Source organism: Streptomyces synnematoformans (assembly GCF_039531005.1).
GTDB lineage: Bacteria > Actinomycetota > Actinomycetes > Streptomycetales > Streptomycetaceae > Streptomyces > Streptomyces synnematoformans.
This window is the reverse complement of the sequence record NZ_BAAAPF010000378.1, coordinates 1-6153: the sequence shown is the minus strand read 5'-3', so window position 1 is coordinate 6153 and position 6153 is coordinate 1. Positions and strand designations below refer to the sequence as shown.

Sequence of the window (6153 nt, the reverse complement as noted above, 5' to 3'; positions counted from 1 at the left end):
GCGAGCCCTGGCCGGGGAAGACGAACGCGGTCTTGCCCGCCGCCACCGGCCCCGGTCCGGTGACCAGGGCGGGGTGGGCGGCTCCGGTGGCCAGCGCGGTCAGCGCCTCCACCAGCTCCTCGCGGTCGGCGGCGATGATGCCCGCGCGGTGTTCCATCTTCGCCCGCCCGGACCACAACCGCGCCGCCAGCGCACCCACCCCGACCTGCGGGTGCTCCTCGACATACGCCGCCAGCCGCTCGGCAACCTCCGCCAGCGCATCCGCTGTGCGGGCCGAGACCACCACCGGCACCGGCACCGGCGCGGCAACGGCCTCCTCGTCCGCGGCCGGCTCAGCCGCCGCGGCCTCGACCGGCGCCGCTTCCAGCACCACGTGCGCGTTCGTACCACTGATGCCGAACGAGGACACCGCCGCCCGGTGCGGCTCGTCGCTCTCGGGCCACGGCGTGGACTCCGTGATCAGCGAGATCGTGCCGGAACTCCAGTCGACGTGCTGGGACGGCTCGTTCACGTGGAGGGTGGGGGGCAGCGTGCCGTGGCGCATGGCCTCGACCATCTTGATGACGCCCGCCACACCGGCCGCGGCCTGCGTGTGCCCGACGTTGGACTTGATGGACCCCAGCCACAGCGGCCGTTCGGGGCTGTGCTCACGCCCGTACGTGGCCAGCAGCGCCTGCGCCTCGATCGGGTCGCCCAACGCCGTGCCCGTGCCGTGCGCCTCGACGGCGTCCACCTGACCGGGCGCCAGCCCGGCGCTGGCGAGCGCCTGCTCGATGACGCGCTGCTGGGACGGCCCGTTCGGCGCGGTGAGGCCGTTGGAGGCGCCGTCCTGGTTGATCGCGGAGCCCTTCAGCACTGCCAGGACCGTGTGCCCGTTACGCCGGGCGTCCGACAGCCGCTCCAGCAGCACCAGGCCGACGCCCTCGCCCCAGCCCGTGCCGTCCGCCGCCTCGGCGAACGCCTTGCACCGGCCGTCCACCGACAGCACACGCTGCCGAGAGAATTCGATGAACGCACCCGGGCTCGACATGACGGTGGCGCCGCCCGCGAGGGCGAGGTCGCACTCGCCGTTGCGCAGCGCCTGCGCCGCGAGGTGCACGGCGACCAGCGACGACGAGCACGCGGTGTCGATCGTCACCGCCGGGCCTTCGAGACCGAAGGTGTACGCCACCCGGCCCGAGGCGACGCTCGCCGCGCTGCCGTTGCCGAGGTAGCCCTCGAAGCCTTCCGGGGCGTTCTGCATCAGCCGCGAGGCGTAGTCGCCGTAGATCACGCCGGCGTAGACCGCGGTGCTGCTGCCCCTGAGGGTCGTCGGGTCGATGCCCGCCCGCTCGAACGCCTCCCACGAGGTCTCCAGCAGCAGCCGCTGCTGCGGGTCCGTGGCCAGCGCCTCGCGCGGGTTCATGCGGAAGAAGTCGGCGTCGAACTCGTCGGCCTCGTGCAGGAAGGTGCCGTAGCTGGTGTAGCTCTTGCCCGTCGCCTGCGGGTCGGGGTCGAAGAGGTTGTCGAGGTCCCAGCCGCGGTTCGTCGGGAAGCCCGACAGCCCCTCGCGGCCCTCGGTGACCAGCTTCCACAGCTCGGCGGCGGAGCGGACGTCACCGGGGAAGCGGCACGCCATCGACACGATGACGACAGGGTCGTCGGCGGTGTCGGCGGCCACGAGCTGCGGCGTCGCCGAACGCGGCGCCGACTCCAGCAGCTCGGACCCGATGTGGTCGGCGAGGACCTGGGCGGTCGGGTAGTCGAAGATCAGGGTCGCAGGCAGCCGCAGCCCGGTGGCCGAGTCGAGCCGGTTGCGCAGCTCGACGGCCGTGAGGGAGTCGAAACCGAGGTCGTTGAACGGCGCCTGCGCGTCCACGGCGGCCGCGTCGCTGTGCCCCAGAACGACGGCGGCATGGGTACGCACCAGGTCGAGCAGCAGTCGCTGCTGGTCGGCGGCCGACAGCCCGGCGAGCTGCTGCGCGAGCCCCGAGACCTCGCTCGGCGCGGCGGCGACCGCTGCCCGGCGGAGCACCCGCGGCGCGAGGCCGCGCAGGAGGGCGGGGACGCGGCCGCCGGCGCGGAGCGTGGCCGGGTTGAGCGGGACGCACAGGTGGTACGGGGACGGGGTGGCGAGGGCGGCGTCGAGGAGCTGGAGGCCGTGCTCGGTGCTGAGCGCCGCGTCGCTGCGGGCGACCTCGCTGTCGCCGAGGTGGCTCGTGAGGTCGGTGGTGTGCTTCCAGTAGCCCCAGGCGAGGCTCGTGGTGGGCAGGCCGTGCCGGATGCGGTGGTGGGCGAGGGCGTCGAGGTAGGTGTTGGCGGCGGCGTAGTTGGCCTGGCCGGGGTTGCCCAGGGTGCCGGCGGCTGAGGAGTAGAGGACGAAGTGGGCGAGGTCGAGGTGCTTGGTGGCCTGGTGGAGGTGGTAGGCGGCGTCGACCTTCGGGGCCAGGACGGGGTGCAGGGTCTCCGGGGTGAGCTGGGTCAGGACCGTGTCGTTGAGTACGCCCGGCGTGTGGATGACGGCGGTCAACGGGTGCTGTGCGTCGACGGAGCCGACGAGGGCGTGTACTGCCTCGGCGTCGGTGACGTCGCAGGCCGCGATGGCGACCTCGGCGCCGAGGCCGGCGAGTTCGTCGCGGAGCGCGGTGGCGTTGGGATGGTCGGGGCCGCTGCGGGAGGCCAGCAGGAGACGGCGGACCCCGTGCTCCGTGACGAGGTGACGCGCCGTCAGACCCGCCAGGCCACCGGTGCCGCCGGTGATCAGGACGGTGCCGTCCGGGTCGAGCGGCCGGGGGAGCGTGAGGATCAGCTTGCCCGTGTGCCGTGCCTGGCTGAGGTGCCGGAGCGCGTGCGGCGCGTGGCGTACGTCGAAGCAGGTGGTCCGCGGCAGCGCGAGCCGGCCCGCGGCGAACAGCTCGGCCAGGTGGACCAGCATCTCCTGGATACGGTCCGGGCCGGCCTCGATGAGGTCGAAGTTCTGGTAGCGGACCCGGTGGTCGGCCTCGACGGTCCGCGGGTCGCGGACGTCGGTCTTGCCCATCTCCAGGAACCGGCCGCCGGGGCGCAGAAGGCGCAGCGACGCGTCGGTGTACTCGTGGGCGAGGGCGTTGAGGACGACGTCGACACCCTGGTGCGGGGTGTGGGCGCGGAAGTGCTCTTCGAAGTCGAGCGACCGGCTGGAGGCGATGTGCTGCTCGTCCAGGCCCTGCGCGTACAGCAGATGGTGCTTGCCCGGGCTGGCGGTGGCGTACACGTCGGCGCCCCAGTGGCGGGCGAGCTGCAGCGCGGCGGAGCCGACACCGCCGGTTGCGGCGTGCAGCAGCAGCGACTCGCCGGCCTCCAGACCGCCGAGGTCCTTGAGCCCGTAGTACGCGGTGAGGTAAGCCACCGGGATGCCGGCCGCGTCGGTGAAGGACCACCCCTCGGGGATGGCGGTCACCATGCGGTGGTCGGTGACCGTCTGCGCGCCCACGCCGTTCGGGAACATGCCCATGACGCGGTCGCCGACCGCGACGTTGGCGACGTCGGCACCGACCTCGGTCACGACGCCGGCGCCCTCGCTGGCGAGCAGCGCCTCGCCCGGGTACATGCCCAGGGTGATCAGCGCGTCGCGGAAGTTCAGCCCGATGGCCCGTACCGCGACCCGCACCTGATGCGGAGCCAGCTCCTCGGGCAGGTGCGGGTTGGGCAGGAAGGCCAGGTTGTCGAACGTGCCGGAGGCGGTCTTGTCCAGCCGCCAGGACTCGTCGCCGGCGGGAATCGTCAGCGCGTCGGCGCCGCCGTCGGTGGAGCGGGCCAGCCGGGGGACGAGGACCTGGTCGTGCCGGACGGCGAGCTGCGGCTCACCGGTGGCCAGCGCGTCGAGCAGGTGGGGGACGGCGGCGGGGTCGCCGCCGGTGCCGGTGCCGACCGCGGTGCCGGTGTCGGTGTCCGTGTCGATGAGGTGGATGCGGTCCGGGTTCTCGTTCTGGGCGGTACGGACCAGGCCCCAGAGCGGCGCGTGCGGGAGGTGGACGTCGTCGGCCGGGCCGGTGGCGACGGAGCGGTGGGTGAGGACGACCAGACGGCGGTCGGTCCGGTCGTTGTCGGCCAGCCAGTTCTGGAGGTGGGTCAGCAGCGCCTCCGCCGCGGCGTGCGCGGCGGCGGGGCCGTCGTCCTCGGCGGGCGCAGCGACGTAGAGGTCCACCTGCCCCGGTTCCACCCGGTCGGCCTGCGCGGACTGCTCGCCCTGCTCGGCGGCGACCGCGTCCCAGGTGAGGTGGAACAGGCTGTTGCGCGTTGCCGCGCCCGCGTGGGCGGCGCCCGTGAGCGCCGAGGCGTCGACCGGGCGGGAGTTGAGCGCGGTGACGGTGGCGACGGGCGCGCCGGAGGGGTCCCATGTGTGCAGGGTCAGGTCGTGGCCGTGCTCGCCGGTGGGGACGAGGGTGGCGCGCAGATGCGTGGCACCGGTGGCGTGGACGGTGACGCCGGTCCAGGCGAAGGGCAACCGGAGCTGGCCGTCGGCGTTCTCCTTGCCGAGGTTCTCGGCCGCGAGGGGGTGGAGGGCGGCGTCGAGCAGCGCGGGGTGGAGGGTGTGGCCGGTCGCGTCCGCGTCCTCGGGGAGGGCGATCTCGGCGTGGAGGGTGCCGTCGGCGCCGCGCCAGGCGGCGGTGACGCCCTGGAAGGCGGGCCCGTACTCGTAGCCGGCCGCGAGCAGGCGGGGGTAGAGGTCGGCGACCTCCACGGGCTCCGCACCGGGCGGCGGCCACTGGGTCAGCGCGGGGGCCGGTTCGGCGGCGTCGGCGTCGGTCGTGAGGATGCCGGTTGCGTGGCAGGTCCACGGCTCCGGCTCGGCGTCGTCCGCGGTGTGGCGGCGCGAGTGGACCGTCACCTGCCACCGGCCGGCGCCCTCGTCCTCGTCCCCGGCCCCGGGCTGGGGGGCGGTGGTGACCTGCACGTCGTGGATGCCGGTCGCGTCCAGCGTGAGGGGAGCGTGGAGGGTCAGCTCCTGGAGGTGGGTGGCGCCGGTGTGGTCGCCGGTGTGCAGGGCGAGGTCCACCAGGGCGGTGCCGGGCAGCAGGACGGTGCCGGCGACGGCGTGGTCCGCCAGCCACGGGTGCGTGGTCAGACTGACCCGGCCGGTGAAGACCGTCGTACCGGCGGAGCCGCCGCCGGTACCGGCCGTGTCCGCGAGCTGGACGGCGGCGCCGAGGAGGGCGTGGGCGGTACCGAGCTGGCCGAGGTCGGTCGCGCTGGTGAGCGCGGCGGGGGCGTCGAGCCAGTAGGGGCGGTGTTGGAAGGGGTAGGTGGGCAGGGTGGGGAGTTTGGTCGTGGTCTCGGGGAGGTGGGGGGAGAGGTTGGTGGGGTGGTGGTGGTTGTGGAGTGTGGTGAGGGTGGCGAGGTGGGTGAGGGTTTCGTTGGGCAGGTGGGGGGTGGTGTGGACGTTGGAGGGGAGGTGAGGGGTGAGGGTGGGGTGCGGCGTCAGCTCGGTGAAAAGGCTGATGCCGTCGTTGTCCGCGAGGTGGGTGATGCCTTGGTGGAAGTGGACGGGTTGGCGGATGTGCTGGGTCCAGTAGTGGGGGTTGTGGTGTTGGTCGGTGGTGGCGGGCTGGCCGGTGATGTTGGAGATGACGGGGATGTCGCCGTCGCCGAAGGTGTGGCGGGCGAAGAGCTGGGTGAGGTGGTTGGTGAAGGTGTCAAGGATGGGTTCGGTGTGGGCGGTGTGGAAGGCGTGGGCGACTTTGAGGGTCTTGGTGCGGATGCTTGCCTCTGCTAGTTCTCGGGCGAGTTGTTCGAGGGTGTCGGCCGGTCCGGCGAGGGCGGTGGAGGTTTCGGAGTTGTAGGCGGCGATGGCCACGTCGCCGTGGCGGTTGAGGTGGGGGGTGAGGGTGTCGGGGTCGGTGTTGGCGGCGAGCATGCCGGTGCCGTGGGGGAGGGTGTCCAGGAGTGTGGCGCGGGTGGCGACGATGTCGGTGGCTACGGTCAACGGGAGGGTGCCGGCCAGGTGGGCGGCGGAGAGTTCGCCGATGGAGTGGCCGATGAGCGCGGTGGGCTGGATGCCTGCTTGCTGCAGGAGGCGGTAGCCGGCGACGTGGTGGGCGAACAGTGCGGGCTGGGCGTACAGGGTGGTGTCCAGCAGTGCGGCGTGTTCGGTGTCGGGCTGGGCGAACATCACCTCCCGCAGCGGCACGCCGG

1 protein-coding gene is annotated in these 6153 nt (G+C 73.4%); it reads right to left on the bottom strand.

The genetic code is table 11. The annotated features are described in order from the left end of the window. Positions 1 to 6153: SDR family NAD(P)-dependent oxidoreductase (locus ABD317_RS32390; protein ID WP_344294692.1), on the bottom strand; the 6153-nt coding region annotated here is incomplete at both ends.